The organism is Acidovorax sp. 35-64-16, assembly GCF_002281195.1.
Taxonomy (GTDB): domain Bacteria; phylum Pseudomonadota; class Gammaproteobacteria; order Burkholderiales; family Burkholderiaceae_C; genus Acidovorax; species Acidovorax defluvii.
Genome location: NZ_NCFM01000005.1, coordinates 65861 through 90687, shown reverse-complemented (window position 1 = coordinate 90687; position 24827 = coordinate 65861). Strand labels below are relative to the sequence as shown.

Below are 24827 nucleotides of genomic sequence, written 5' to 3'. Positions count from 1 at the left end.
TCAGAAGAGCCTGACCCTGACCATCAGCTGCATCACCAGCAGACCCAGCACAAAGCCCAGGCCGCCGTAAATGATGCTTTGCAGCAACCGATTGGTGCGCTTTTGCGCCTCCAGCAGGTCGCGCATGGCGCTTTGCGACTCGGCCGGCCGCCGGCTCAGAAAGTCATACAGCAGGCGCGGCAGCTCGGGCACGAGCTTGGCATAGTGCGGCGCCTCGGCCCGCAGCTCGCGCCACAGGCGTTGCGGGCCCATCTGCTCAAGCATCCATTTTTCAAGAAAAGGCTTGGCAGTGCTCCAGAGGTCGAGCTCCGGGTCGAGCTGGCGACCCAGCCCTTCGATGTTGAGCAGGGTTTTTTGCAGCAGCACCAATTGCGGCTGAATCTCGACCTGGAAACGACGTGATGTCTGGAACAGGCGCATCAGCACCATGCCCAGCGAGATTTCTTTGAGCGGACGGTCGAAATAAGGCTCGCACACGGCGCGGATCGCCGATTCGAGGTCGTTGACGCGGGTCTCCGGCGGCACCCAGCCACTTTCGATGTGCAGCTCGGCGACACGCTTGTAGTCGCGGCGGAAAAAGGCCACGAAGTTCTGCGCCAGATACTCTTTGTCCACTTCAGTGAGCGTGCCAACAATGCCGAAGTCCAGCGAAATGTAGCGCCCGAACGTGGCCGGCTCCAGGCTCACCTGGATGTTGCCCGGGTGCATGTCGGCATGAAAGAAGCCGTCGCGGAACACCTGGGTGAAGAAGATGGTGACGCCATCGCGCGCCAATTTGGGGATGTCCACCCCGGCTTCGCGCAAGCGCTCGACCTGGCTGATGGGCACACCGTTCATGCGCTGCATCACCATGACCTCGGGGTGGCAGAAATCCCAGTAGATTTCCGGAATCAGCACCAGGTCCAACCCCTGCATGTTGCGGCGCAGTTGCGCGGCGTTGGCAGCTTCGCGCACCAGGTCCAGCTCGTCATGCAGGTAGTTGTCGAATTCGGCCACCACCTCGCGGGGCTTGAGGCGCTTGCCATCGGCCGAGAGGCTCTCCACCCAGCCCGCCATCAGGCGCATGAGGCTCAGGTCTTTTTCAATGACTGGCAGCATGCCCGGGCGCAGCACCTTGACGGCGACCTCGCGCTCCACGCCCCCCCGGTCGCGCAAGGTGGCGAAGTGCACTTGCGCAATCGACGCACTGGCCACCGGCACGCGGTCAAAGGCAACAAACACCTCGTCCACCGGGCGGCGATACGCCCGCTCGATGGTGGCAATGGCGATGGCCGAATCGAAGGGCGGCACACGGTCTTGCAGGCGCGCGAGCTCGTCGGCCATGTCGGCCGGCAGCAGGTCGCGCCGGGTCGAGAGCACCTGGCCAAACTTGACGAAGATGGGGCCGAGCCGCTCCAGCGCCTCGCGCAGGCGCTGGCCGCGCGGTGCCTCCAGATTGCGCCCTATCGAAAGGACGCGCGCCAGCAGGCGCAGCCAGGGCTTCTGGAAACTGTCGAGCACCAGGCCATCGAGCCCATACCGGAACACCACCCAGACGATGGTGGCGCCCCGCAAAAAACGCTTCATGGAGCAGTCCGGTCAGCGTTGCCGGGCGGTGCCGCGGGCGCAGCGGGTGCCGCACCCGGGGCCGGGGCGACTGCGGCAGACGCCATGCGCGTGCCCACGAACTGGCGCAACGCCTGCGCCGCCTTGCGAGCCACTTTGCCCAGCGTGTGTGCGGGCGCGTCACCAATCAGGCGGGCAACGTCTTCTTCGAGATCCCAGCGGACATGGTCCACCAGCCAGTTGATTTCGGCCGCCAGTTGCACATCGCCCTCGATGCGGATGGCCGGCTTGTCGCCCCGCAGCGCAACGCTGGCCAGCGCCAGAGGAGAGGCTTCCGTGACGTGCAACTGCAGATCGGGCGCCGCGCCCTCAGGCGCCAGGTTGAACAGGCCCGCCGGCGTCACCAGCAAGGCCATGGAATAGGAGCGCCACTGCACGCGCGCCACGCGGCCACGCTGGCGCATCAGGCGGTCCATGGCTTCCTTTTCCTGCATCAACACATGGTTGAGAAAAAGGACCATGCGCTGCTGCACCTCGTGCACCAGCCACTGCGGCGGCTGCGGGCCGGCAGCCAAGCGGTCAATGAGACCATCCAGAAATGAAAAAGGGGACTGTGTTGCCATAGTCCCCGATTATTCCCTGAACCGGGAAGCCTTGCCGTATTACTGCAGTGCTTGCACACCCGCTACCAGCCAGCCGCTGTTGCCCGTCTTGGCCTTGGTCATGTTCCAGACCTCACGGAAGGGGCTGGGGCCTGCGGACAATTCTTCGCGGATCATGCCCGAGAACTCCACGCTGGCCATGTAACCGTCGTCCAGTTCTTCGATGCCCAGCAGCTGCGCCTCGATCATGACCACGTCGGTCTGGTTGGGCTGATCGCCCCGGTGCGTTTCGCGCTCGGTCAGTTGCGTGCGAATTTCATCGAGCATGCTGTCGGTCATCATCGAGCGCAGCGTGGCGATGTCGGAACGGTCCCATGCGGACTGCAGCGTAAAGAAATTGCGCTTGGCTGCCGTGAGAAAGCCCTCGGCGTCAAACCCTTCGGGAATGCCCCAGTTTTGCGAACCCGAGAGGCCCGAGCCAATCAGCGAGCCCGTGCCCTGCAGCTGCCGCGACGCATCAAACGCCATGCCATTGCGCTCCCAGGGGCGGGCCGACGCATCGTTGCCCACCTTGTCGGGGCTGTACTGGCGCGGCACCTGGGCGGAAGCTGGCGAAGCACCCCCGGCGCCCTGGAACGCGAAGGGTGAATTTTGGGCAGCAGCACCACCATTGCGTGCGCGCATCACCATCTTGAAGATGGCAAACGCGGCCACCGCCAGCAGCGCGATCATGAGGATATTGGCGAAGCCTGCACCCAAGCCCAGCGAACTGGCAAGCCAGGCAAGACCCAGACCGGCGGCCAGGCCACCCAGCATGGCGCCCCAGGGCTTTTTGGCCGCTGCGGCAGGCGCAGCTGCTGCAGGCTTGGCAGCGGCGGCGTTGGTTGCCGTCTGCGCCGGGGCGCCCGGCGTTGCAGGCGGCGTTGCCGCGTCGCGCTGGGTGACGTTGCTGGACTGCTTGCCCACCGACTTGCCACCACCCATGCGCCGGGCATCCGCATCAGGATGCGCAAACGCAAGCATCGCCACCAACACCACAGACCACAGTTTCATCATGATTTCTCCGTCTCCGTTAATCCACTCAAAGCAAACTGCTTAGCACTTGATTCCAACATGCAAGGCCACAATGCCACCCGTCATGTTGTGATAGTCCACATGCCCAAAGCCATTTTTCTGCATGAGGCTTTTGAGCTCTTCCTGTCCCGGGTGCATCCGGATGGACTCGGCCAGATACCGGTAGCTGGCGTCGTCACCCGCCACCAGCTTGCCCAGCTGGGGCAGTACCTTGAACGAATACCAGTCGTACACCTTTTCCAGTGGCTTGGCCACCTTCGAAAATTCCAGCACCAGCAACTTGCCACCGGGCTTGAGCACACGGCACATTTCGGCAATCGCCTGGTCCTTGTGGGTCATGTTGCGCAGGCCGAAGGCCACGCTGACCACATCAAAGTGCGCCTCGGGGAACGGCAGTTTCTCTGCATCGCAAACCAGCGTGGGCAACACCACACCTGCATCGATAAGCCGGTCGCGGCCCACGCGCAGCATGGCTTCGTTGATGTCGGTGTGCACCACGCGGCCCGATGCCCCCACTTTTTTGGAGAACGCCAGCGCCAGATCGCCCGTGCCGCCCGCAATGTCGAGCACCTGGCTACCCTCGCTGAGGTTGGCCACCATCACGGTATAGGCCTTCCAGGCGCGGTGCAGGCCTGCCGACATGAGGTCGTTCATCACGTCGTACTTGGAGGCGACGGAGTCGAACACGCCGCGCACGCGGCGTGCTTTTTCCTGCTCGTCAACCGACTGAAAACCGAAATGCGTGGTGCTCATAAAAATCATGCTAGGCGTGTCAGCGCCTGAGGTACAGCGACAACCCCGCACTCAATTGGGGCATCTGTCGCGATTAAAACAACGCCAGTAAAACAAATTGGCAATCAGCGCCCGTAGCTATTGCGCAGACAGCTATTATTTTAATAGCACAATGAATCACAGGGGTATCAAACGGATGGCGCGCACCGCCTGAGACATTCCCCGCCTGCAGCCTCAGTGGCTGCCGCAGCCATGGCCGCCTGCGGCGCCCTTGGGCGCCATGGGCGTATCGCGGTCAGTGCCGGCAGCGGCCAGGCGCGCGGTGTACTGCGCCCACAGCGCATCCTGCTGCTGGCCCAGTTCGTAAAGGTAATCCCAGGTGAAGATGCCACTTTCGTGGCCGTCCGAGAACAGCGGCTTGACGGCGTAGTTGCCCACGGGCTCCAGGCCGACCAGCACCACATCGCGCTTGCCCGTCTGCAACACCTCCTGGCCGGGGCCATGGCCCTGCACTTCGGCTGACGGCGAATACACACGCATCAACTCAAACGGAATTCGGAACGTGGCGCCGTCAGAGAACCCCACTTCAAGCACCCGTGATGCCTCATGCACCGTCAGTGCCTGCGGCGTGGGCGCGCCCGCTTTCAAACCTGCCATGGATTCACCTGTGAGAAAACTGTTGGTTAAGACCTCGGCCATTGTCCCACCCGCAGGCGGGCACTTGCTGATCAGGGATACCGGATGGATTAGCGGACCCTCAGGCCAGCTGGCCCAGCTTGGACTGCAGCGCTGCCTCCAGCACGGGCAACCGGGCCGACACGCCCGCTTGCTGCGCTGCAGGGCTGTGTCGCAGGGCAGACGCCCACACGGGCGCCGGGAAATGGCTGTCCCAGTCAAAGCGCGCAATCACATGCCAGTGCAGGTGCGGCACCATGTTGCCCAGCGCTGCAATGTTGACCTTGGTGGGCTGCAGATACTGGCGCAGGGCCTGTTCAACCTGTGCCACCACATCCATGCAATGCGCTCGCTCCGGGGCGTTCAGGTCGGAAAACTCGGCCACATGGGCGTTCCAGACCACGCGGTAAAAGGCGGGAAAACCCGCCTCGTCGGCACGGATGACGCGCAACCGCGCACCGCGCCAGATGAGCGCCCCGCCATCTTCACGGCACAGCGGGCAATCGTGTGTCATACGAGCACACGCTCGATGCCACCATTGTTGGCACGCTGCACATACTCGGGCAGCCAGTTCTCGCCCAGGATCTGTTTGGCCATCTCGATCACGATGTAGTCGGCTTCGAGCAGGCCGGTCTGCAGGTCGTCGCCGTAGCGGGTGATGCCCTGCAGGCAGCTCGGGCAGCTCGTGAGGATCTTGATGTTGTCCTGCGCGCCTACGGCACCGCTGGCGCGCAGCTGGGCCTCGCCCTTGCGAATTTCCTCTTCCTTGCGAAAGCGCACCTGGGTGGAGATGTCGGGCCGGGTGACGCCCAGCGTGCCCGATTCGCCGCAGCAGCGCTCGCTCTTGAGCACCTTGTCGCCCACCAGGGCGCGCACGGTCTTCATCGAGTCGCCCTGCTTCATGGGGTTGTGGCAGGGCTCGTGGTACAGGTAGCCGCCCTGGCCTGCGGGCAGCGTGATGCCTTTTTCGAGCAGGTATTCGTGAATATCGATGATGCGGCTGCCCGGGAAGATCTTGTCAAACTCGTAGCCCTGCAGCTGGTCGTAGCAGGTGCCGCAGCTCACCACCACGGTCTTGATGTCGAGGTAGTTGAGCGTGTTGGCAACACGGTGAAAGAGCACCCGGTTGTCGGTGATCATCTTCTCGGCCTTGTCGAACTGGCCGCTGCCGCGCTGCGGGTAGCCACAGCACAGGTAGCCCGGCGGCAGCACGGTTTGCACGCCCGCATACCACAGCATGGCCTGCGTGGCCAGGCCCACCTGGCTGAACAGCCGCTCCGAGCCGCAGCCCGGGAAGTAGAACACCGCCTCGGTATCAAACGTGGTGGCCTGGGGGTTGCGGATGATCGGGACGTAATCCTTGTCCTCAATGTCGAGCAGCGCGCGCGCGGTGCGCTTGGGCAGGCCACCGGGCAGCTTCTTGTTGATGAAGTGGATCACCTGCTCCTTGATGGGTGCGGTGCCCACCGTGGCGGGTGGCCGGGTGGTCTGCTTGCGGCTGACCTTGCGCAAGATCTGAACCGCCATGCGCTGGGCCTTGAAGCCCACGCCCACCATGGCCGAACGCAGCAGCTTGATGGTGTCGGGGTTGGTGGCGTTGAGCATGGCCATGGCCAGTGCGTTGCCGGGGCGGAAGCTCTTCTTGCCCATCTTGCGCAGCAGGTTGCGCATGTTCATGGTCACGTCGCCAAAGTCGATCTTCACCGGGCAGGGGCTCTCGCAGCGGTGGCACACGGTGCAGTGGTCGGCCACGTCTTCAAACTCTTGCCAATGCTTGATGCTCACGCCCCGGCGCGTCTGCTCCTCGTAGAGGAAAGCCTCGACCAGCAGCGAGGTCGCCAGGATCTTGTTGCGCGGGCTGTACAGCAAATTGGCGCGCGGCACATGCGTGGAGCACACGGGTTTGCACTTGCCGCAGCGCAGGCAGTCCTTCACCGAATCGGCAATGGCACCGATGTCGCTCTGCTGCATGATGAGCGACTCGTGTCCCATCAGGCCAAAGCTGGGGGTGTAGGCGTTGGTCAGATCGGCGTGCAACGGCATTTTTGAAGCCAAATTGGCCTCTAGCCCTTTCCCATCAAGCGCAATAAGCTCCTGATTTCGTAGCAATTTACCCTTGTTGAAGCGGCCTTCCGGGTCTACCTTCTGCTTGTATTGCGCAAACGGGCGCAGTTCTTCGTCGGTCAGAAACTCCAGCTTGGTGATGCCGATCCCATGCTCGCCCGAGATCACGCCATCGAGGCTGCGCGCCAGCACCATGATGCGTTCAACCGCCTGGTGCGCGGTCTGCAGCATTTCGTAGTCGTCGCTATTGACCGGCAGGTTGGTGTGCACGTTGCCGTCGCCCGCGTGCATGTGCAGCGCCACCCACACGCGGCCCTTGAGCACGCGCTGGTGGATGGCGGTGGCCTCGTCCAGGATGGGCTTGAACGCAGCGCCCGCAAAAATGCCTTGCAATGGGGCCCGCAGCTGGGTCTTCCAGCTGGCGCGCAGGGTGTGGTCCTGCAGTTGCGGGAACAGGGTGGCCACGTCCTGCAGCCAGCCCGACCACAACGCACGCACCTCGGCCACCAGCGCACCAGCCTGGGCCACGCGGTCTTCCAGCAGTTCGGCCGATGGAATCTCGTTGGCGTCGTCGTGCTTGCCCAGGGGCAGGTTGCCACGCTCAAGAAAATCGGTGAGCGCGTCGCACAGCTTGATCTTGTTGCGCAGACTCAATTCGATGTTGATGCGCTCGATGCCGTCGGTGTACTCGGCCATGCGCGGCAGCGGAATCACCACGTCTTCGTTGATCTTGAAGGCGTTGGTGTGGCGGCTGATGGCCGCCGTGCGCTTGCGATCCAGCCAGAACTTCTTGCGCGCCTCGGGGCTGATGGCGATGAAGCCTTCGCCGCTGCGCGAGTTGGCAATGCGCACCACCTCGCTGGTCACGCGCGCCACGTCGTCGGCGTTGTCGCCCGCAATGTCGCCAAACAGCACCATCTTCGGCAAACCACCACCGTGCTTTTTGCTCTTGGTGGCGTAACCGACGGCCTTGAGATAGCGGTCATCCAGATGTTCCAGACCGGCCAGCAGAACGCCGCTGCGCTTTTGCTCGGCGAACATGAAGTCCTTGATTTCCACGATGGAAGGCACCGCATTCTTGGCATTGCCAAAGAACTCCAGGCACACGGTGCGCGTGTGCTCGGGCATGCGGTGCACCACCCAGCGCGCGCTGGTGATGAGGCCATCGCAGCCCTCTTTCTGGATACCCGGCAGGCCCGACAGGAACTTGTCCGTCACGTCCTTGCCCAGGCCTTCCTTGCGGAAGGTCTTGCCCGGAATGTCCAGGCGCTCGGTGCGGATGGGCGTTTTGCCATCGGCCTCGAAATACTGCAGCTCGAAGGTGGCCATCTCGGCATCATGGATCTTGCCCATGTTGTGGTCCAGGCGCGTCACCTCCAGCCACTGCGCCTCGGGCGTCACCATGCGCCAGCTGGCCAGGTTGTCCAGCGCCGTGCCCCACAGCACGGCTTTCTTGCCGCCCGCGTTCATGGCGATGTTGCCCCCAATGCACGAGGCCTCGGCACTGGTCGGGTCCACGGCAAACACATAGCCTGCGCGCTCGGCGGCATCCGCCACGCGCTGGGTGACCACACCGGCTTCGGTCCACACGGTGCCGACTTCGCTGTCCATGCCCGGCAGACGGAGCATCTCCACCTCGGTCATGGCTTCGAGCTTTTCGGTGTTGATGACCACGCTCTTCCAGGTCAGCGGAATGGCGCCGCCGGTGTAACCCGTGCCGCCCCCACGCGGAATGATGGTCAGGCCCAGCTCGATGCAGCCCTTGACCAGGCCAGCCATCTCGGACTCGGTGTCGGGCGTCAGCACCACAAAGGGGTATTCGACGCGCCAGTCGGTCGCATCGGTCACATGGCTCACGCGCGAAAGGCCGTCAAACTTGATGTTGTCCTTGGCCGTAAGGCGCCCCAGCGTGCGCTGGATCTGGCGGCGCAGCGTGGCGGCTTGCTCGAACGTGGCATCGAATTCGGCCACGGCGCGGCGCGCGGCCTGTGCCAGTTCGCCCACCAGGCGGTCGCGCTCGGCATCGTCGGCCGGGGTGCGGCGCTTGTCGATTTCGCCCAGGCGGTGCTGCAGGGCATCGACCAGCAACTTGCGACGCGCCGGGTTGTCCAGCAGGTCGTCTTGCAGGTAGGGGTTGCGCTGCACCACCCAGATGTCACCCAGCACCTCGTACAGCATGCGGGCAGAGCGGCCGGTGCGGCGCTCATTGCGCAGCTGGTCGAGCACCTCCCAGGCGGACGCGCCCAGCAGGCGAATCACGATCTCCCGGTCGGAGAACGAGGTGTAGTTATAGGGAATTTCGCGCAGACGAACAGGCTCGGCAGCCTGCGTCTGCAGGGCGGCCAACGCAATCGGAACATTCATGGGATCAACCTGGGTGGACGCGGCGCGCCCTTGTGCCTTGGGGTCGGAATTTTATGCCACCGCCTCCGGCTGCGCCGCCCGGCCCTGAGCGCCGGGGCGGCCCCCAAGGCGATGAATGTGGGTTCTAAAACAAAATCAGCCCGCAGCGCTTTACCAGCAAGCGCCACCAGCTATATTTACAGGAGCAAGCTCAGAACAGCACGCGGCTGCGCAGCGTTGCGGGCACATGGGCCAGTTTGTCAAGCGCCAGGTCCGACGACGCGGCGTCGATGTCGATCACCACATAGCCAATCTTCTCGTTGGTCTGCAGGTACTGGGCCGAGATATTGATCTGGTTGTCCGACAAGATGCGGTTGATCTCGGACAGCACACCCGGCACATTGCGGTGAATGTGCAGCAGGCGATGCTTGCCGGGGTGCGCGGGCAACGCCACCTCGGGGAAGTTGACCGACGACGTGCTGGTGCCGTTGTCGCTGTACTTCACCAGCTTTTCCGCCACTTCCAGCCCGATATTGGCCTGCGCCTCCATGGTGGAGCCGCCAATGTGCGGGGTCAGAATCACGTTGTCCAGTCCCCGCAGGGGCGACTGAAACTCGTCCTTGTTGGTGCGAGGCTCCACCGGAAACACGTCGATGGCGGCGCCCAGCAGCTTCTTGGCCTTGAGGGCGTCGGCCAGCGACTCAATCTCCACCACGGTGCCCCGCGCTGCATTGATCAGAATGCCGCCGGGCTTCATGGCCGCAATTTCGGCCGCACCGATCATCCCCGCGGTGGATGGCAACTCGGGCACATGCAGGCTCACGATATCGCTCTGCCCCAGCAACGTGTGCAGATCGGGCACCTGCCGGGCATTGCCCAGGGGCAGTTTGCTGACCACGTCATAAAACGCCACATGCATGCCCAGCGCCTCGGCCAGCACCGACAGCTGCGTGCCGATGGAGCCGTAGCCCACGATGCCCAGGGTCTTGCCCCGGATCTCATAGGCGTTGTCGGCCGACTTGAGCCAGCCACCGCGGTGCGCCACGGCGTTCTTCTCGGGGATGCCGCGCAGCAGCAAGATGGCCTCGGCCAGCACCAGCTCGGCTACCGACCGGGTGTTGGAGTACGGCGCGTTGAACACGGCAATGCCGCGCTCGCGTGCCGCATTCAGGTCCACCTGGTTGGTACCGATGCAAAAGCAACCCACCGCCACCAGCTTGTGGGCGTGGGCAAACACCTCTTCGGTCAGCTGCGTGCGCGAGCGGATGCCCACGAAATGGGCGTCTGCAATCTTGCGCTTGAGCTCGTCATCGGGCAGCGCCCCTGCAACGGTCTCGATCTGCGAATACCCGGCTGCGCGGATGACATCCAGCGCTGAGGGGTGAATACCCTCCAGCAACAGGAACTTGATCTTGCTTTTATCCAGAGAGGTGGTGGCCATGGCAAACGAAAGGTTGGAAAAAGACCGGGCTTGCAAATGCACACGGCATGGCGAGCCCTCAAGGGGGCAAGCATGATGCATTGCAACAAAAATCGCCACCCGCCCCGCAATGGCCTTGACGCTGTCCATGAATTGACACCATTTGTTTCATGAATGTCACAATTCGGCCGCCGTCGCAATGGCCTTTGCAACAACCATCGCAAAGCGGGTTTCCCCGATTGCTGGCGTATCAGCCCTGTGGGACAACGTCACATCATCGACACAAACGCCACCTAGCACCGCGCCTTTGTGTCTTCGTCATTCTGGAGGAGTATTCATGCAATTCAAGCAGCTGGCCCTGACCGCCGCCCTAGCCACCACCGTGTGCGTATCTGCACAAGCCCAAACCGAAATCCAGTGGTGGCATTCGATGACGGCCGTGAACAACGAGTGGGTCAATGACTTGGCCAAACAGTTCAACGAGAGCCAGAAGGAATACAAGGTGGTGCCCACCTACAAGGGCTCGTATGACGAAAACATGACAGCCGCCATTGCGGCCTTCCGCTCGGGCAATGCGCCGCACATCTTGCAGGTGTTTGAAGTGGGCACCGCCACCATGATGGCCAGCAAGGGTGCTACCGTGCCCGTTGGCAAGTTGATGGGCGATGCCGGTCTGGCCTTCGACCCCAAGGCCTACATCCCCGCCGTGGCCGGCTACTACACGGCCCCCAACGGCCAGATGCTGAGCTTCCCGTTCAACAGTTCGACCACTATCTTCTATTACAACAAGGACGCCTTCAAGAAGGCGGGCCTGAACGCCGACAAGGCTCCCGCCACCTGGCCTGAAGTGTTTGCCGCCGCCAAGAAGCTGAAAGCAAGCGGCCACAGCTGCCCCATGACGCTGGCCTGGATGGGCTGGACGCAGCTCGAAAGCTTCTCCACCTGGCACAACGTCGAGTTCGCCACCAAGCAAAACGGCCTGGCTGGAATGGATGCGCGCCTGAAGATGAATTCTCCGCTGCATGTGCGCCACATCGACAACCTCGCCAAGGCCGCGGCTGCGGGCGAGTTTGTCTACAAGGGCCGCGGCTCCACCGCCCAGGCCTCTTTCACCGCCGGTGAGTGCGCCATGATCCAGACGTCCTCGGGTTTCTATGGCGACGTGGCCAAGAACGCCAAGTTCGCCTACGGCCTGGCCCCCCTGCCCTACTACGCCGACGTGAAGGGCGCGCCACAAAACACCGTGATCGGTGGCGCCTCGCTGTGGGTTATGGCGGGCAAGAAGCCCGCCGAATACAAGGGCGTGGCCACGTTCTTCGACTTCCTGTCGCAGACCAAGGTGCAAGCAGCCAGCCACCAGCGCACGGGCTACCTGCCCATCACCCTGGCGGCCTATGACCTGACCGACAAGTCGGGCTTCTACCAGAAGAACCCCGGCACCGATGTGGCCGTGCAGCAGATGGTGCGCAAGGTGACCAACAACTCGCGCGGCATCCGCCTGGGCAACTATGTGCAGATCCGCACCATCGAGGACGAAGAACTCGAACAGGTGTGGTCGGGCAAGCAATCGGCCCAGACCGCACTGGACTCGATCGTGAAGCGCGGCGACGAATTGCTGGCCCGCTTTGAGCGCGCCAACAAGGGCAAGTAGGCCACTGGCAGCCCCGCATGGCGCGGGGCGCGGTGGCGGCCTGGTCCCGCAGCCTGGTCCCGCAGTGCCGGGGACGCAAGGTACAGGGCAAAATAGCGCCACCCGATGCGGCCCCGGCCCCATTTTTATTTGTTTCTGAGGCCGCGCTTGTGCGCAAGCCCAGCCCCATCCGCCGCGCCCCGCAAGGGCCCCGGCGGATGTTTTATTGTGAAATCCCATGGAAAAACGCGTACTTTTCCGCTCCCGATGGCTCCCCTGGGTGCTGCTCATGCCCCAGCTCGTCATCATTGGCGTCTTCTTCTTCTGGCCCGCCAGCCAGGCGGTGCTGCAGTCGCTGCAGGTGCAGGACGCTTTTGGCATGTCAACCGAATGGGTGGGGCTGGAAAACTTCCGCAACCTGCTGGACGACCCGACCTACCTGAACTCGTTCCAGCGCACCGCTTTCTTTTCCGTGCTGGTGGCTGCAGTGGGCATTGTGGTGTCGCTGGTTCTGGCAATTTTTGCCGACCGCATCGTGCTCGGCGCCATGGTTTACAAAACCCTGCTGATCGTTCCCTACGCGGTTGCGCCGGTGATCGCCGGGGTGTTGTGGATCTTCATGTTTTCGCCTTCGATCGGCGTGGTGTCGTACTTTCTGGGCAAGCTGGGCTACAACTGGAACCACCTGATGAGCGAAAACCAGGCCATGGGCCTGATCGTTGCGGCCTCGGTGTGGAAGCAGATTTCCTACAACTTCCTGTTCTTTCTGGCTGGCCTGCAATCCATCCCCAAATCGCTCATTGAAGCCGCATCCATTGACGGCGCCGGCCCCTGGCGCAGGTTCTGGAACATCCAGCTGCCTTTGCTGTCGCCCACCACGTTCTTCCTGCTGGTGATCAACATTGTTTATGCGTTCTTCGACACCTTCGGGATCATCGATGCGATGACCAGCGGCGGCCCCGGCCAGTCCACCACCATCCTGGTCTACAAGGTGTTCCTGGACGGCTTCAAGGCGCTCGATCTGGGCGGATCGGCGGCGCAGTCCGTCGTTCTGATGATCATCGTGGTGGCCTTGACCGTGGTGCAGTTCCGCTATGTCGAAAAGAAGGTGCAGTACTGATGCCTGCCGCTCTGATCACTTCACCCTGCTCTTTTGACGCTCTGGAGGCCTTCCATGGTTGACCGCAGTCCCTGGCTTACCGTGCTGTCGCACGCCGTGATGATTCTCGGCGTGATGGTGGTGGCCTTCCCCCTTTACCTGGCCTTGGTGGCCTCTACGCACACGGCCGCAGATATCGTGCAGGCCCCCATGCCACTGCTGCCCGGCGGTGAAATGTGGGCCAATTACAAAGCCGCGTTGTTTGGCTCGGGCAAGCTTGGCTCCAACACCAATGTGGTCCACATGATGTGGGTGAGCTTCGTGACCGCCATCATCATCACCGTGGGCAAGATCGCCATCTCGCTGCTGTCGGCCTTTGCCATCGTGTATTTCCGCTTTCCGTTCAAGATGCTGTGCTTCTGGGCCATCTTCCTGACGTTGATGCTGCCCGTGGAAGTGCGCATCCTGCCCACCTACAAGGTCGTGGCCGATCTGGGCCTGCTCAACACCTACGGCGGGCTGACCCTGCCGCTCATCGCATCGGCCACCGCCACGTTCCTGTTTCGGCAGTTCTTTCTGACGGTGCCGGACGAGCTGGTGGAAGCCGCCCGCATGGACGGTGCCGGCCCCATGCGCTTTTTCAAGGATGTGCTGGTGCCCCTGTCCAAGACCTCGATCGCCGCGTTGTTCGTGATCCAGTTCATCTATGGCTGGAACCAGTATTTGTGGCCGCTGCTGATGACCACCACCGAAGACATGTACCCCGTGGTAATCGGCATCAAGCGCATGGTCGGCGGTGGCGGCGAAGCCTCCATCGACTGGAACATCGCCATGGCCACGGCCATCCTGGCCATGCTGCCACCAGCTGCCGTGGTGATCCTGATGCAAAAGTGGTTCGTGAAGGGCCTGGTGGACACCGAAAAGTAAGACCCGCCCCACACCGCTTTTTGAAATACTGAACCCCATCCGTTTATGGCATCCATCTCTCTCAAAAACGTCGTCAAACGTTATGGCCACGGCAAAACTGCCGTGCCCGTGCTCCATGGCATCAATGCAGAAATCAGCGACCGCGAATTCATCGTGATCGTGGGCCCCTCGGGCTGCGGCAAGTCCACGCTGCTGCGCATGGTCGCCGGCCTGGAAGAAATCTCGGGCGGTGACATTGCCATTGGCGGGCGCGTGGTCAACAACCTGGAACCCGCCGAGCGCGACATCGCCATGGTGTTCCAGAACTACGCGCTGTACCCGCACATGACCGTGTTCGACAACATGGCCTACGGTCTCAAGATCAAGAAGGTGCCCATCGCCGAGATCAAGGTGCGCGTGGACAAGGCCGCCAAGATCCTGGAACTGGGCCACCTGCTCGAGCGCAAGCCGCGCGAGCTCTCGGGCGGCCAGCGCCAGCGCGTGGCCATGGGCCGGGCCATCGTGCGCCAGCCGCAGGTGTTTTTGTTTGACGAGCCGCTGTCAAACCTCGACGCCAAGCTGCGCGCGCAAACCCGCATCGAAATCCAGAAACTGCACCGTGAGCTGGGCATCACTAGCCTGTTCGTCACGCACGACCAGGTCGAAGCCATGACGCTGGCGCAGCGCATGATCGTCATGAACGCTGGCGTGATGGAGCAGTTCGGCACGCCCGAAGAGGTCTATCACACCCCAGCATCGATTTTTGTCGCCAGCTTCATCGGCTCGCCCCCCATGAACCTGCTGCGCCATGCGCCCAACAGCAAGCCCGGCACCATTTTGGGCATTCGCCCCGAACACCTGGACATCACCTCGGCAGGCTGGGAGGTGCGCGTGGACACGGTCGAGCTGCTGGGCGCCGAGCGCCTGGTGTACGCCACCATGGGGGGTGACAGCCTGATCGTGCGCATTGAAGAAGGGAGCGCCGCGCCCAAGCCGGGCGACACCATCCATGTCACGCCCCGTGAAAACCGCCTGCACTGGTTTCATGCCGAGACCGGCAAACGCCTCTGACCCGGCCAGACGGATACCCCGCATGACCACCCCCTGGCCTTATCCCCGCTGGATCGCCCACCGCGGCGCCGGCAAACTGGCGCCCGAAAACACCATGTCGGCCTTCCGCCTGGGGGCCCAGCACGGTTACCGCATGTTCGAATGCGACGCCAAGCTCAGCGCCGATGGCGTGCTGTTTCTGCTGCACGATGCCACGCTGCAGCGCACCACCAATGGCCAAGGCACGGGCAGTGATCTGCCTTGGTCTGCGCTGTCGCAACTCGATGCCGGAAGCTGGCATTCCCGCGCCTGCGCTGGCGAGAGCCTGCCCACACTGGAGGCGCTGGCGCGCTGGTGCCTGGCCAACCATTACTGCCTGAATGTGGAAATCAAACCCACCCCTGGCGCCGAAGCCGCCACCGGCCGCGCCGTGGGCGAGTTGCTGGCACGCATCTGGCCCGCCACGGCCGTGCCGCCCTTGCTGACCTCGTTCAAGCCAGACGCACTGGCAGCGGCCCAGGCCGCTGCTCCGCAGCTGCCACGCGGCCTGCTGGTCGATGCCCTGCAAGACGGCTGCCTGGCCCTGGCGCAGCAATTAGGCTGCCAGGCGCTGGTGTGCAACCACGCGCTGTGGAATGTCGCCCTGGTACAACAGGTTCACGCACTCGGTATGCGCGCCCTGAGCTACACGGTCAACGACGAATGGGCTGCCCAACGCCTGATCGACCTGGGAACCGACGGCATCATCACCGACCGCGTCGATCTGTTCAGCCCGGCCGATCAGTGAATCGTCAGGTGCCGCGCCGCAGCGGCCCGGCACCCGCACCGAATCGACGCTCAGCCCCGCCAGCCCCGCACCAGCACCCACTGGCAGGTGGCGCAGCCCAACACCAGCGCCGCATAAGTCAGCATCTTGCCGTCGCGGCCCAGCACGACCAATCCAGCCACCAGCACGGCGCAGCCAACCACAAAATTAATAGCTGCTTGCGCACGCCAGGAAAGCGCCAACGCCCCTTTTGATCGAATCAAGCGCCCGCCCAGCGCCAGCAAAACGGCCAGCGCCGCAGCGGGCGCCATGAAATTCACGGCGTGATAAAAAGCGTCCAGCGGACCCATAAACGTGACCCAGATCAAGGCTTAGGCAAACACGGTACCCGATGCCGAGAACAATTTTATAATCGGCGTCTATGGCAGTCTGGGCCCTCGGCATCAACCACACCACCGCGCCGCTCGATCTGCGCGGTAAATTCGCGTTTGCGCTTGACCAGATCACGCCCACTCTGCAGGGGTTGCGCCAGTCGCTGGGCCAAAGCAGCCGCCACAACGGCGTCGAAACCGCCATCATTTCCACCTGCAATCGCACCGAAATCTATTGCGCTGGCGAGCAGGCCGCCATGGACCACACGCTCGGGTGGCTGGCGCAAAGCGGTGGCGTAAGCCCCGCGCTGCTGCGCTCGCACTCCTACACGCTGGAAGACAGCCTGGTGGCGCGCCACGCTTTTCGCGTGGCCAGCGGGCTTGACTCGATGGTGCTGGGCGAGGCCCAGATTCTTGGGCAGATGAAAAACGCCGTGCGTGCCGCCGAAACGGCGGGCGCCCTGGGCACCACGCTCAACCAGCTGTTCCAGCGCAGCTTTGCCGTGGCCAAAGAGGTGCGCACCAGCACCGAAATCGGCGCGCACAGCATCAGCATGGCCGCCGCCGCTGTGCGCCTGGCGGGCCAGTTGTTTGAAGACCTCTCCGAGATCCGCGTGCTGTTTGTCGGCGCGGGCGAAATGATCGAACTGGCGGCCACGCATTTCGCCGCCAGGAACCCCCAGTCCATTGCCATCGCCAACCGCACGCTGGAGCGCGGCGAGAAGCTGGCCACCCGTTTTGGTGGCGAGGTGATGCGCCTGTCGGACCTGCCCGAGCGCCTGCACGAGTTCGACGCCATCATCAGCTGCACCGCCAGCACCCTGCCCATCATCGGCCTGGGTGCCGTGGAGCGTGCCCTCAAAAAACGCCGCCACCGCCCCATGTTCATGGTGGACCTGGCCGTTCCGCGCGACATCGAGCCCGAGGTCAAGGCCCTGGGCGACGTGTACCTGTACACCGTGGACGACCTGGCCAGCGTGGTGCAGACCGCCCAGGCCAACCGCCAGGCGGCCGTGGCGCAGGCCGAAGCCATCATCGATGCCGGGGTGCAGAGCTTCATGCACTGGATGGAGCTGCGCAGCCCCGCAGGTGCCGCAGGCGGCGTGGTGCCCCTGATCCAGCAGATCAACGCCCAGGCCGACGAGTGGCGCGCCCTGGAGATCGCGCGCGCCAAAAAGCTGCTGGCCAAAGGCGAAGATGTCGATGCCGTGCTGGAGGCCCTTTCGCGTGGTCTTGCCCAGAAGATGCTGCACGGCACCATGGCCGAGTTGCGGGCAGGCGACGCCGACCTGCGCGCCCAGACTGCGCAGACCGTCTCGCGCCTGTTCCTGCGCTCGCAAAGCAAGACCGGCCTGTAGCGCCGCTCATACTGCCTTGGCCTGCCCGTCCATGGGGGGTTCGGGGCAACACTGGCTCGGCAGCGCCTGCTGCCCGTTGTTTCCCTTTGCTTGAAAGTCCGGCCCATGGCCCACGCACACAAAATCGTCCTTCCCTTCCTCCTGGGTTTCGCCCTGGCGGCCTGCCCACTGGCACAGGCCGGCTCCACATTGGCGGTGGAGATGGGCTGCTACAGCTGCCACAGCAACGCCTACCACCCCAACGCGCCCAGCTTTGCGCAGCTGGCCAGCCACACCGCCAAGCACCGCGGCGAAGCCGGCGCCGAAGACCACCTGATCACCGAGTTGCGCAAGCCGCGCCTGGTGGGCCGCATTGGCGCCCACGAACACCTGAGCGAAGAAAGCGCCCGGGGCCTGGCGCGCTGGATCCTGGACGGAGCCCACTGAGCCTTCGCCCCCGGTTGTCACGGCCCATTGCCTGATTGGCAACCTGTCTTCGATGGGCAGCCGTTCGCACGGGGTCTGACCGGCCTTGGGCATGCCGAAGGACTGAAGGGCTGTACCCGCTGAGCGCCAAGGCTTCGACGATCCAGAACAGATGGTGCGAAGTATCTGTGACCCGTGAATATTTAGGCGAAATAGACCATTTTCCCATACCAGATAAGCGCGACCAGCTACGTTTTTAGTAGCGACAATAACGATTAAAAATGAAACCTTTTCTCCGAAGCCAGCTGGAACGCTATGCGCAGCGTCTGGGCGAACTGGATTTTTTGCTCTCGCGCGAAGACATCATGGCCGACATGGCGCAATACCGCGTGCTGTCGCGCGAACATGCGGAGGTCACCCAGGTCGCCGGCCGCTATGCCCGTTTTGTGCAGTGCGAAGCCGACCTGGCCGGAGCGCGCGAGATGCTTGCCGACCCTGAGATGGCGGAAATGGCGCAGGAAGAAATCACCGCTGCCTCCGCCGAACTGCTGCAGCTAGAAGACGAATTGCAGCGCCTGCTGCTGCCCAAAGACCCCGACGACGCACGCAACGCGTTTGTCGAAATCCGGGCGGGCACGGGTGGTGATGAATCGGCGCTGTTTGCGGGCGACCTCACGCGCATGTACATGCGCTACGCCGACCGCGTGGGCTGGAAGGTCGAGGTCATCAGCGAAAACGCGGCCGAGCTGGGGGGTTACAAGGAAATCGTGCTGCGCATCGAAGGTGACCACGTTTACGGCGCACTGAAGTTCGAATCGGGCGGCCACCGCGTGCAGCGCGTGCCCGCCACCGAAACCCAGGGCCGCATCCACACCAGCGCCTGCACCGTGGCCGTGATGCCCGAACCCGACGAGACCGAGGCCATCAAGCTCAACCCGGCCGATCTGCGCATCGACACCTTTCGCGCCAGCGGCGCGGGCGGCCAGCACATCAACAAGACCGACTCGGCCGTGCGCGTGGTGCACTTGCCCACCGGCATCGTGGCCGAGTGCCAGGACGGCCGCAGCCAGCACAGCAACAAGGCCAAGGCCCTGCAGGTGCTGCAGGCGCGCATCCAGGAGAAAGAGCGCAGCGAGCGCGCCGCCAAAGAGGCCGCGCTGCGCAAGGGCCTGATCGGCAGCGGCGACCGCAGCGACCGCATCCGCACCTACAACTTCCCGCAGGGGCGGCTGACCGACCACCGCATCAACCTCACGCTGTACAAGCTGCTGGCCGTGATGGAAGGCGACCTGACCGAGGTGCTGCAAGCACTGGCGCATGCACGCGAAGCCGAGCAGCTCGAAGAGCTGGAGATGGGCGCCTCCATCCAAGGCGGACAATGATTTTTAATGAAATCGGGCTGTAGCCCTTTTTGCATAAGCGCAAGCAGCTATCAAAAATAGAGTGAACACATCAACCCCCACCCTGGCGCAGGTTCTGACGCAGGCCCGCACCCTGGGCCTGGAACGCATCGATGCACAGATGCTGCTACTGCACGCCATGGGCCGCCCCGACGCAGGCCGCGCCTGGCTGCTGGCGCATGACACCGATGCGCTGGAGCCCGCAGTGCACGAAGCATTCATGGCCCTGTGCCAACGCCGCGCAGCCGGAGAGCCCGTGGCCTACCTGACCGGGCGCAAAGAGTTTTATGGCCTGCCGCTGGTCATTGACGCCCGCGTGCTCGACCCGCGCCCCGACACCGAGACGCTGGTGGACTGGGCCCTGGAAGTGATCGCACACCTGACCGACCCGCTGCACCCGCCACGCATCGTGGACCTGGGCACCGGCAGCGGCGCGATTGCGCTGGCCTTGCAGCACCAGCGCCCCACAGCCCAGGTGCTGGCCGTGGATGCCAGCTCCGATGCCCTGGCCGTGGCGCAAGCCAATGCACAGCGCCTGGCGTTGCCCGTGCGGTTTGCACGGGGCCACTGGCTGGACGGTGTCGAAGGCCGGTTTGACGCCATCGTCTCCAACCCGCCCTACATTCCGGCGGCCGACCCGCACCTGGCCGCGCTGACCCACGAACCCCTGCAGGCCCTGGCCAGCGGTGCCGACGGACTCGACGACATCCGCACCATTGTGACCCAAGCCCCCGCGCATCTGGTGCCGGGCGGCTGGTTGCTGCTGGAACATGGCCACGACCAGGCCGACGCCGTCAGCACGCTGCTGCGAGAACAGGGCTTTGCGCAGGTGCAAAGCCGCAAAGACCTCGCCGGCATCGCGCGTTGCACCGGCGGGCAGTGGCCGACAGTGAAATAATCCCCCCATTGCGGGCCTTTTGCCCGTCAGCCCCCTACAAGGAGAACCCCATGAGCGACACCCAACAACGCATCGACGCCCTCGTGAAATCCAGCGACATCCTGCTGTTCATGAAAGGCAATGCCAGCTTTCCGATGTGCGGCTTTTCGGGCCGTGCCATCCAGATCCTCAAGGCCTGCGGCGTGGACACCAAAGCCCTGACCACAGTCAACGTGCTGGAAGACGAGGAAATCCGCCAGGGCATCAAGGAATACAGCAACTGGCCCACCATTCCGCAGCTGTATGTGAAAGGTGAGTTCATTGGCGGTTCGGACATCATGATGGAGATGTACGAATCGGGCGAGCTCAAGCAGCTGCTCGGCAGCGAGGGCTGAGCCACGCCGCAGGGCACACGTCCGCACCTCTAGTGTTGCAAGGCCGCCTGTGGGCGGCTTTGCCCGTTTTGACGTCGATTGGTCAGCGCTCGGGATCATCCTTTCCGTGCATTGGCGCTCACCCTGGCGGGCGCAATTGCGCAGCTCTGGGTGCTGCAAGCCGTACTGCAGTGCACGCGTGCGTCGCTACACTCACAAGGCCCGGCGAGTCTGCCGCCAGGCCCCGCCCGGCTTCTCCATCACCATGACCCTGACCCAAAGCCTGCTCATCATTGGCCTGCTCATCGCAGCCAGTGCATTCTTTTCGGTGGCCGAAATTTCGCTGGCTGCCGCACGCCGCCTGCGCCTGCGCCAGATGGCGGACGAGGGTGATGCACGCGCCGACCGGGTGCTGCGCCTGCAGGAGCAGCCAGGGGACTACTTCACCGTGGTGCAGGTCGGACAAAACGCAGTGGCCATTTTGGGGGGCATCGTTGGCGAAGGCGCGCTGAGCCCGCATTTCACGGCGCTGTCAGGGCTGTGGCTACCGGACGCCAGCGCCCAGACCGTCGGCTTTCTGGCGTCTTTCGTAGTCATCACGTCGCTGTTCATCCTGTTTTCCGACCTGTTCCCCAAGCGCCTGGGCATGGCCGAGCCAGAGAACATGGTGGTGCGGCTGGCCCAGCCCATGGTGTTCCTGATGACCGTGATGCGTCCGCTTGTGTGGTTTTACAGCAAGGGGGCGGACGCCCTGTTCCGCCTGCTGGGCATGTCGTCCCTGCGGGACGACCGCATCACCTCTGACGACATCCTGGCCATGATGGAAGCCGGTGCGCGGGCGGGCGTGCTGGCCGCGCGCGAGCAGCAGGTCATCACCAATGTGTTTGAGCTCGATACGCGCATGGTGTCTAGTGCCATGTCACCACGCGATCGCATTGCCTTTTTTCTGCGCGACGAGCCGGACGCCGTGATTCGCCTGCGCATCGCGGCCGAGCCCTTCTCGACCTACCCTGTGTGTGAAGGCGATATCGACCATGTGGTGGGCTATGTGGACGCCAAAGACCTGTTTCAGCGTGTGCTGAACAACCAGCCCATTTCGCTGGCCGACGACAGCCTGGTGCGCAAGGTGCTGATCGTGCCCGACCGCCTCACCTTGTCCGAGGTGCTGGAACAGTTCCGCCAGGTGCACGAGGATTTCGCCGTCATCGTGAACGAATACAGCCTGGTGGTGGGCGTGGTGACGCTGAACGACGTGATGAGCACCGTCATGGGCGATCTGGTGGGATCGGCCGACGAAGAGCAGATCGTGCGGCGCGACGAGAACTCGTGGCTCATCGATGGCGTCACCCCGGTGGAAGACGTGTTGCATGCGCTGGGCCTGGACGAACTGCCGCACAGCGACGACTACGAAACCCTGGCCGGCTTCCTGATGGTGATGCTGCGCCGCGTTCCCCGACGCACCGACAGTGTGAGCTGGGGCGGCTACAAGTTCGAGGTGGTGGACGTGGACAGCTTTCGCGTTGATCAGGTGATGGTGTCGCGCCTGAAACCAGTACCCCTGGAAAACAGCGGCCCTGTAGACCCTGCCGCAACGGCCGCACCCTGATCCACCTTGTGCCCGCGCCCGCCCCCGTCACCCTGATGAATCAGGCCGCTGCGGGTTTCTCGTTGAAATGCCAGTTGCGCTGGGCACCAAACACGGCATCGGGATAGGGCGAGCGGCCCCGGCTGCCGTTGTAGCGGCCCAGCGCCAGGAACAGGTCGCCGCGCTCGCGGTCGATGTAGTGGCGCAGGATCACACAGCCAAAACGCAGGTTGGTCTGCATGTGAAACAGTTTGCCCGGGTCGCCATCACCAATCACGCGCGTCCAGAAGGGCATGACCTGCATGTAGCCACGGGCCCCCACGCTGGACACGGCGAACTTTCGAAAGGCGCTCTCGACCTGGATGAGCCCCATGACCAGCGACACATCGAGCCCCGCGCGCTTGGACTCGTACCACACCGTCTGCAGGAAGTCGCGGCGCACTTCCCATTCAGGCTTGCGACGGCGCAAACGGTCGCTCATGGTGCCCAGCCAGCGCAAATAGTGCAGACGCGCTTCGGTGCTGAAGAACTGCGGCTCGGGCGGGCCAAAGTTGCCCACCGCCGATGTCAGCGCCGTACGCACCGAATCCATCAACGGCTCTTCCAACTGACTGCCTGCGTGGGCCTGCGCAGGCGCCCCCAGCCATGCGGCAGGTGCCGCAAGCGACACCAGGCACGCACGCCGGGACACACCGGTCAGCCCGGCCATGGCCGAGGCGCTTGCAGACAGATCGCGCTCCCTTGTCATACGGCCATGCGCCCCTTCACATGGGCCAGGATATCGGCCACGGCCACTTTGGAGGCTTCGGCATCGCGGCGGTGCTGGTACTCGACCACGCCTTCCTTGAGGCTCTTGTCGCCAACGGTCACGCGGTGTGGCACGCCAATCAGCTCCCAGTCGGCAAACATCGCGCCGGGGCGCTCGCCGCGGTCGTCCAGGATCACGTCGATGCCAGCGGCTAGCAAATCGGCATACAGCGACTCGGCCGTGGTCTTGACCGCTTCGCTGCGTTCCATGCCCACGGGGCAGATGACCACGGTGAAGGGTGCAATCGCATCGGGCCAGATGATGCCGCGCTCGTCATGGTTCTGCTCGATCGCTGCAGCAGGCAGGCGGGTAATGCCGATGCCGTAGCAACCCATCTCCAGCAGCTGGGGTTTGCCGTTTGCGTCCAGAAAGGTGGCGTTCATCGCGCGGCTGTACTTGGTGCCGAGATAGAAGACATGGCCCACTTCGATGCCGCGCTCAATGGCAAGTTCCCCCTGGCCATCCGGCGAGGGGTCGCCCGCCACCACATTGCGCAGATCGGCCACGGCGTCTGGCTCGGGCAGGTCACGGCCCCAGTTCACTCCGGTGGTGTGGAAATCCGCTTCATTGGCGCCGCAGATCCAGTCGGCCATCAGCGTGACTTCACGATCTGCCACGATTTTGAGCGGCTTCTTCAAGCCGATGGGCCCCAGATAACCGGGCTTGCAGCCAAAGTGCTCGTCAATCTCGCCCAGGGTTGCGAAGCGGAAGCCCTCCAGCCCCGGCACCTTGGCCACCTTGATCTCGTTCATGTCGTGGTCACCACGCAGCAGCAGCAACCAGACCTGGGTTTTGACAATCTCGCCCGCCGCGGTGGTCTCGTCGGTGGCCAGCACCAGCGATTTGACGGTGGTCTTGAGCGGCACGCCCAGCAACTCCGCCACGTCGGCGCAGGTGCTCTTGCCGGGCGTTGCGACCTTGGCCATCCCCTGTGTCGCCGCGCCACGCGCTCCCGAAGGGGCCAGCGCCTCGGCCTTTTCCATGTTGGCGGCATAGTCGCTCTGGGGGCAGTAAACGATGGCGTCTTCACCCGTGGCGGCAATCACCTGGAATTCCTCGCTCAGGTCTCCACCAATGGCGCCGCTGTCGGCCGCCACGGCACGGTAGGTGAGGCCGAAACGGTCAAAGATGCGCCGGTAGGCTTGGGCCATGACCTGGTAGCTGGCCTTGGCCGAGACCTGGTCGCGGTCGAAGCTATAGGCGTCCTTCATGGTGAACTCGCGCCCACGCATCAGGCCAAAGCGGGGCCGGCGCTCATCACGGAACTTGGTCTGGATCTGGTAGAAGTTCTTGGGCAACTGCTTATAGCTGCGTAGCTCCTGGCGTGCGATGTCAGTGATCACTTCTTCGCTGGTCGGCTGCACCACGAAATCACGGCCATGGCGATCCTGGATGCGCAGCAACTCAGGGCCCATCTTCTCAAACCGCCCCGTTTCTTGCCACAGCTCTGCCGGCTGAACCACGGGCATGACCAGCTCCACCGCACCGGCACGGTTCATTTCCTCGCGCACGATGGCCTCGACCTTGCGGATCACCCGAACGCCCATGGGCATGTAGCTGTAGATGCCAGCGCCCAGCTTCTTGATCAGCCCCGCCCGCATCATGAGTTTGTGGCTGACCACTTCGGCATCGGCCGGAGCTTCCTTGAGGGTGGAGATAAAGAATTGGGAGGCTTTCATCGGAATCGATTTCAGGCAGAACAGACCAGCCCACTTGCCGCGCACTAGGCGCCGTGCATAATGG

Annotated in this window: 22 protein-coding genes; 11 read left to right on the top strand and 11 right to left on the bottom strand. The window is 63.5% G+C overall.

Translation table 11 applies throughout. The features are described 5' to 3' along the window. From ubiB to serA, 8 genes are all read right to left on the bottom strand, one after another. On the bottom strand, window positions 1-1566 hold the full coding sequence (gene ubiB, locus B7Y64_RS05940; RefSeq protein WP_024814213.1) for a ubiquinone biosynthesis regulatory protein kinase UbiB: 1566 nt from the start codon (window positions 1564-1566) through the stop codon (window positions 1-3). After that, window positions 1563-2168, bottom strand: coding sequence for a hypothetical protein (locus B7Y64_RS05935; protein WP_114655188.1), 606 nt, complete (start codon window positions 2166-2168; stop codon window positions 1563-1565). Before B7Y64_RS05935 ends, ubiB begins: the two co-directional genes overlap by 4 nt. A 39-nt stretch (window positions 2169-2207) precedes the next feature. Beyond that, complete coding sequence (locus B7Y64_RS05930) at window positions 2208-3203, bottom strand: Tim44 domain-containing protein (protein WP_291328510.1); 996 nt, start codon at window positions 3201-3203, stop codon at window positions 2208-2210. A 39-nt stretch (window positions 3204-3242) separates the two neighbouring features. Then, window positions 3243-3974 carry a bifunctional demethylmenaquinone methyltransferase/2-methoxy-6-polyprenyl-1,4-benzoquinol methylase UbiE gene (ubiE, locus tag B7Y64_RS05925; RefSeq protein WP_114655189.1) on the bottom strand — a complete coding sequence of 244 codons (732 nt, stop codon included), beginning with the start codon at window positions 3972-3974 and terminating at the stop codon, window positions 3243-3245. Window positions 3975-4187: 213 nt separating this feature from the next. Next, complete coding sequence (locus tag B7Y64_RS05920) at window positions 4188-4610, bottom strand: DUF971 domain-containing protein (RefSeq protein ID WP_114655190.1); 423 nt, start codon at window positions 4608-4610, stop codon at window positions 4188-4190. 100 nt (window positions 4611-4710) lie between these two features. After that, on the bottom strand, window positions 4711-5142 hold the full coding sequence (locus B7Y64_RS05915) for an HIT family protein (protein WP_024814208.1): 432 nt from the start codon (window positions 5140-5142) through the stop codon (window positions 4711-4713). Then, complete coding sequence (locus B7Y64_RS05910) at window positions 5139-9056, bottom strand: FAD/FMN-binding oxidoreductase (RefSeq protein WP_291328508.1); 3918 nt, start codon at window positions 9054-9056, stop codon at window positions 5139-5141. The genes B7Y64_RS05915 and B7Y64_RS05910 overlap by 4 nt, the downstream gene beginning before the upstream one ends. Window positions 9057-9246: 190 nt before the next feature. Beyond that, entirely contained in the window at window positions 9247-10476 is a 1230-nt protein-coding gene (serA, locus tag B7Y64_RS05905; protein WP_291324522.1) for a phosphoglycerate dehydrogenase, read from the bottom strand. 316 nt (window positions 10477-10792) lie between these two features. On the opposite strand from serA, the gene ugpB reads away from it, so the two are divergent. The 5 genes from ugpB to ugpQ all read left to right on the top strand — a co-directional run bounded on the left by ugpB (window position 10793) and on the right by ugpQ (window position 15927). Then, on the top strand, window positions 10793-12106 hold the full coding sequence (gene ugpB, locus B7Y64_RS05900; RefSeq protein WP_291324523.1) for a sn-glycerol-3-phosphate ABC transporter substrate-binding protein UgpB: 1314 nt from the start codon (window positions 10793-10795) through the stop codon (window positions 12104-12106). 217 nt (window positions 12107-12323) lie between these two features. Continuing rightward, complete coding sequence (gene ugpA, locus B7Y64_RS05895) at window positions 12324-13205, top strand: sn-glycerol-3-phosphate ABC transporter permease UgpA (protein ID WP_291324524.1); 882 nt, start codon at window positions 12324-12326, stop codon at window positions 13203-13205. 54 nt (window positions 13206-13259) lie between these two features. Continuing rightward, a complete protein-coding gene (gene ugpE, locus B7Y64_RS05890) occupies window positions 13260-14111 on the top strand; it encodes a sn-glycerol-3-phosphate ABC transporter permease UgpE (RefSeq protein ID WP_024814203.1) in 852 nt (283 codons plus the stop codon). Between the two features lie 45 nt (window positions 14112-14156). Then, window positions 14157-15161, top strand: coding sequence for a sn-glycerol-3-phosphate ABC transporter ATP-binding protein UgpC (gene ugpC / locus B7Y64_RS05885; RefSeq protein WP_291324525.1), 1005 nt, complete (start codon window positions 14157-14159; stop codon window positions 15159-15161). A 22-nt stretch (window positions 15162-15183) separates the two neighbouring features. Then, entirely contained in the window at window positions 15184-15927 is a 744-nt protein-coding gene (gene ugpQ / locus B7Y64_RS05880; protein WP_291324526.1) for a glycerophosphodiester phosphodiesterase, read from the top strand. A gap of 50 nt (window positions 15928-15977) precedes the next feature. Here ugpQ and B7Y64_RS05875 read toward each other — a convergent pair whose 3' ends face one another. After that, window positions 15978-16256, bottom strand: coding sequence for a hypothetical protein (locus B7Y64_RS05875; protein WP_291324527.1), 279 nt, complete (start codon window positions 16254-16256; stop codon window positions 15978-15980). Between the two features lie 71 nt (window positions 16257-16327). On the opposite strand from B7Y64_RS05875, the gene hemA reads away from it, so the two are divergent. The 6 genes from hemA to B7Y64_RS05845 all read left to right on the top strand — a co-directional run bounded on the left by hemA (window position 16328) and on the right by B7Y64_RS05845 (window position 22297). Next, a complete protein-coding gene (gene hemA / locus B7Y64_RS05870; RefSeq protein ID WP_024814199.1) occupies window positions 16328-17635 on the top strand; it encodes a glutamyl-tRNA reductase in 1308 nt (435 codons plus the stop codon). Window positions 17636-17740: 105 nt separating this feature from the next. Then, window positions 17741-18061 (top strand): hypothetical protein, encoded by a 321-nt coding sequence (locus B7Y64_RS05865; RefSeq protein WP_111864576.1) that lies wholly within the window; start codon window positions 17741-17743, stop codon window positions 18059-18061. Window positions 18062-18321: 260 nt separating this feature from the next. Beyond that, the gene (gene prfA, locus B7Y64_RS05860) at window positions 18322-19422 is read left to right on the top strand and encodes a peptide chain release factor 1 (RefSeq protein ID WP_291324528.1); all 1101 of its coding nucleotides are present in this window, start codon (window positions 18322-18324) and stop codon (window positions 19420-19422) included. A gap of 61 nt (window positions 19423-19483) precedes the next feature. Beyond that, entirely contained in the window at window positions 19484-20338 is an 855-nt protein-coding gene (gene prmC / locus B7Y64_RS05855) for a peptide chain release factor N(5)-glutamine methyltransferase (protein WP_291324529.1), read from the top strand. 50 nt (window positions 20339-20388) lie between these two features. Continuing rightward, window positions 20389-20712, top strand: coding sequence for a Grx4 family monothiol glutaredoxin (gene grxD / locus B7Y64_RS05850; RefSeq protein ID WP_024814195.1), 324 nt, complete (start codon window positions 20389-20391; stop codon window positions 20710-20712). A gap of 244 nt (window positions 20713-20956) precedes the next feature. Then, entirely contained in the window at window positions 20957-22297 is a 1341-nt protein-coding gene (locus B7Y64_RS05845; protein ID WP_024814194.1) for a hemolysin family protein, read from the top strand. A gap of 40 nt (window positions 22298-22337) precedes the next feature. On the opposite strand, the gene B7Y64_RS05840 is transcribed toward B7Y64_RS05845, so the two are convergent. Together B7Y64_RS05840 and B7Y64_RS05835 are read right to left on the bottom strand one after the other, a co-directional pair. Then, window positions 22338-23024 (bottom strand): lytic transglycosylase domain-containing protein, encoded by a 687-nt coding sequence (locus B7Y64_RS05840; RefSeq protein ID WP_201741016.1) that lies wholly within the window; start codon window positions 23022-23024, stop codon window positions 22338-22340. Beyond that, window positions 23021-24763, bottom strand: coding sequence for a proline--tRNA ligase (locus tag B7Y64_RS05835; RefSeq protein WP_291324530.1), 1743 nt, complete (start codon window positions 24761-24763; stop codon window positions 23021-23023). The genes B7Y64_RS05840 and B7Y64_RS05835 overlap by 4 nt, the downstream gene beginning before the upstream one ends. Between the last annotated feature and the right edge of the window lie 64 nt (window positions 24764-24827).

Excerpts from the sequence above, each read along its gene's own strand:
- ubiB (WP_024814213.1), bottom strand. The coding sequence starts at position 1,566 with ATGAAGCGTTTTTTGCGGGGCGCCACCATCGTCTGGGTGGTGTTCCGG.
- B7Y64_RS05935 (WP_114655188.1), bottom strand. The coding sequence starts at position 2,168 with ATGGCAACACAGTCCCCTTTTTCATTTCTGGATGGTCTCATTGACCGC.
- B7Y64_RS05930 (WP_291328510.1), bottom strand. The coding sequence starts at position 3,203 with ATGATGAAACTGTGGTCTGTGGTGTTGGTGGCGATGCTTGCGTTTGCG.
- ubiE (WP_114655189.1), bottom strand. The coding sequence starts at position 3,974 with ATGAGCACCACGCATTTCGGTTTTCAGTCGGTTGACGAGCAGGAAAAA.
- B7Y64_RS05920 (WP_114655190.1), bottom strand. The coding sequence starts at position 4,610 with ATGGCAGGTTTGAAAGCGGGCGCGCCCACGCCGCAGGCACTGACGGTG.
- B7Y64_RS05915 (WP_024814208.1), bottom strand. The coding sequence starts at position 5,142 with ATGACACACGATTGCCCGCTGTGCCGTGAAGATGGCGGGGCGCTCATC.
- B7Y64_RS05910 (WP_291328508.1), bottom strand. The coding sequence starts at position 9,056 with ATGAATGTTCCGATTGCGTTGGCCGCCCTGCAGACGCAGGCTGCCGAG.
- serA (WP_291324522.1), bottom strand. The coding sequence starts at position 10,476 with ATGGCCACCACCTCTCTGGATAAAAGCAAGATCAAGTTCCTGTTGCTG.
- ugpB (WP_291324523.1), top strand. The coding sequence starts at position 10,793 with ATGCAATTCAAGCAGCTGGCCCTGACCGCCGCCCTAGCCACCACCGTG.
- ugpA (WP_291324524.1), top strand. The coding sequence starts at position 12,324 with ATGGAAAAACGCGTACTTTTCCGCTCCCGATGGCTCCCCTGGGTGCTG.
- ugpE (WP_024814203.1), top strand. The coding sequence starts at position 13,260 with ATGGTTGACCGCAGTCCCTGGCTTACCGTGCTGTCGCACGCCGTGATG.
- ugpC (WP_291324525.1), top strand. The coding sequence starts at position 14,157 with ATGGCATCCATCTCTCTCAAAAACGTCGTCAAACGTTATGGCCACGGC.
- ugpQ (WP_291324526.1), top strand. The coding sequence starts at position 15,184 with ATGACCACCCCCTGGCCTTATCCCCGCTGGATCGCCCACCGCGGCGCC.
- B7Y64_RS05875 (WP_291324527.1), bottom strand. The coding sequence starts at position 16,256 with ATGGGTCCGCTGGACGCTTTTTATCACGCCGTGAATTTCATGGCGCCC.
- hemA (WP_024814199.1), top strand. The coding sequence starts at position 16,328 with ATGGCAGTCTGGGCCCTCGGCATCAACCACACCACCGCGCCGCTCGAT.
- B7Y64_RS05865 (WP_111864576.1), top strand. The coding sequence starts at position 17,741 with ATGGCCCACGCACACAAAATCGTCCTTCCCTTCCTCCTGGGTTTCGCC.
- prfA (WP_291324528.1), top strand. The coding sequence starts at position 18,322 with ATGAAACCTTTTCTCCGAAGCCAGCTGGAACGCTATGCGCAGCGTCTG.
- grxD (WP_024814195.1), top strand. The coding sequence starts at position 20,389 with ATGAGCGACACCCAACAACGCATCGACGCCCTCGTGAAATCCAGCGAC.
- B7Y64_RS05845 (WP_024814194.1), top strand. The coding sequence starts at position 20,957 with ATGACCCTGACCCAAAGCCTGCTCATCATTGGCCTGCTCATCGCAGCC.
- B7Y64_RS05840 (WP_201741016.1), bottom strand. The coding sequence starts at position 23,024 with ATGACAAGGGAGCGCGATCTGTCTGCAAGCGCCTCGGCCATGGCCGGG.
- B7Y64_RS05835 (WP_291324530.1), bottom strand. The coding sequence starts at position 24,763 with ATGAAAGCCTCCCAATTCTTTATCTCCACCCTCAAGGAAGCTCCGGCC.